General features: G+C 48.7%; 3 protein-coding genes. All 3 read left to right on the forward strand.

Going from position 1 to position 1,965, the window contains the following annotated elements; translation table 11 throughout:
• A partial coding sequence (locus M988_RS23355) for an autotransporter outer membrane beta-barrel domain-containing protein (protein WP_156518163.1) occupies positions 1-97 on the forward strand: 97 nt, incomplete at its 5' end.
• A gap of 253 nt (positions 98-350) precedes the next feature.
• Positions 351-848, forward strand: coding sequence for a hypothetical protein (locus tag M988_RS08755; protein ID WP_156518164.1), 498 nt, complete (start codon positions 351-353; stop codon positions 846-848).
• Positions 848-1,965 (forward strand): S-type pyocin domain-containing protein (locus M988_RS08760; protein WP_064573711.1); only part of this gene is annotated, 1,118 nt, incomplete at its 3' end. The genes M988_RS08755 and M988_RS08760, both read left to right, overlap by 1 nt.

Here is a 1,965-nt window from a genome sequence, read left to right on the forward strand (position 1 = left end):
TCCACGTTTGAACCTATGGGGCAATGTAGGAACGCAAGTTGGTGATAAAGGCTATAACGACAGCACGGCCATGATTGGCGTGAAGTATAACTTCTAGTTGATAGCATGATTCGAAGGCACCTTAGGGTGCCTTTTTTAATGATGAGGTGTAGCGCCAGCATCACGAAGCGGGAATGTGAAAGTAGAATAGAAATAAGGTTTAATCCCGAAAAATATTAATCGTTTTCAACTCAACATTGAGAGGTTACTTGTTGATGTCTAGCCTAGACAGCAGAAAAGGGGTAGTCACCAATAGTTTTATTAATGTATTGTTTTATTTATAACCATTCATTAATAAGGGCTATTGCTGTATGACGACTAAACAATTCCCTCGGATGTACACGAATGAGCTCATACCTAAAATCCTTTCAAACCTTGATATATCAACCTGTAGCGACGAAATGCTATCAAGCCTAAGTGGCGATAGCAGGGTAATTATTCAAGAGCAGAAAGCCTATATTCTCGCTCATCCTCCCGTTGATATTTTTCGCTTTGCAGCAAAAGGTAGCCAAATTAGAGACGGTGAAACCACCAAAATAGCCTCTAATGAGGTGATGATTTATCTGAAAAATGATGTTTCTGCACGACCAGCACAGGTGGGCGATAGCGTAATTTATCCTGATGGTACTACGGCACTGATTTTGACCTGCGCGGGTAAAGAGTATCGCTTTGGACAGGATCAAGCAGTATTCACTGATCGCCGTAGAGATAATGGTGATGAAGTCATAAATACGCCCCAAGATAGTTTACTGATGATTAAACGCTCAGGCGAGGCAGTATCTGATGATTTCTTGGTGGAGTGTCACTGATGAATCGCATGAGTGTGAATGGCAAAGGGCAAGGATTGCATGGCGATAAAACAACGACAGGCGCCATATGTCTGACGAGTTTACCCAATGCATCGCAGAATAATCGCGGTATTTTGCGTATCGATGATGTAACCACCGCGTGCCCGAAGTGTGGCAAAGTCGGCAGAATCATTAGCGGCGATTCACGATCGACATACAATGGCCGAGCGACGGCGGTTGATGGTTCATTGGTATTATGTGGATGCCCAAGCGGGAGTAATCGGCTCATCGCGCCTCTTGGATGGTTAGAGTCGGAAATAGGCGCATCAGCGGAACAACCCTCAATATCAACGCCACAACAATTCGCTCAGGCGGCTAAAAAGCCCGAAGAGGAGCCGGTGGCGACTGAACAAGAGAATGTTTCAACGCCGGTGTTTGCTAAATCGCGAGAGCGCGGTGACGGAAATACTGAGGCAGGAACTGAACCGGAGACGCACGAAAATTTTGCGCTGATGGGGTATTTTCGGGCGGTGCCATTGCCTGAACCGGAACAACATGCGCAGAGTGCAAAACGGCCTGAGACAGCACCCGAGCCGGAAAAACCGTGGTACAAAAAGCTATTTGGCGGGGAATCATCCGCAGTGGTCGCGCCTTTAGCGGCTCGCACTGTGTTTCCGTCAGGTTCGGCGGCGCTTGAGTGGGTTGGTGGGCGTTTTATAACATCCGGTACATGGGCGGTTCGCGCTGCAGTGCCGTTTGGTGAGGTTGCCGCCGCCGGTGTGGGAGCGCCAATTGCAGTGGCGCTGGTTGGGATGATGCCACGGACGCTGAACAGTGGAGAGCAGGATTTCATCAACCAGATGAGATTAGCTCAGTTGGCCGAGTCCCGAGGTAAGGCGCCAACGCGGGTGCGTTTTCGTTGGGAAGATGATGGCCATGGGCGTCTATCCCCGAAAGGCTATCACACGCCAACGGAAAGCGGTTTATCCGAAGTACCTGTGCGTGAGATGAAACTCAACACACTGACTGGGCTGTATGAGTTTACAACAGAGGGTGAAAAGCCGGTCACGATTTACTGGAACCCTGACAAGCTAGAGCTAGATATTCCCTCGAATACAGGGCATCAGGATAGCCCAAG

The sequence above is a fragment of the Hafnia paralvei ATCC 29927 genome (assembly GCF_001655005.1).
GTDB classification, from domain to species: domain Bacteria; phylum Pseudomonadota; class Gammaproteobacteria; order Enterobacterales; family Enterobacteriaceae; genus Hafnia; species Hafnia paralvei.

What these genes read in the sequence shown, in the direction of transcription:
- M988_RS08755 (WP_156518164.1), top strand. Translation starts at nt 351, where the DNA reads ATGACGACTAAACAATTCCCTCGGATGTACACGAATGAGCTCATACCT.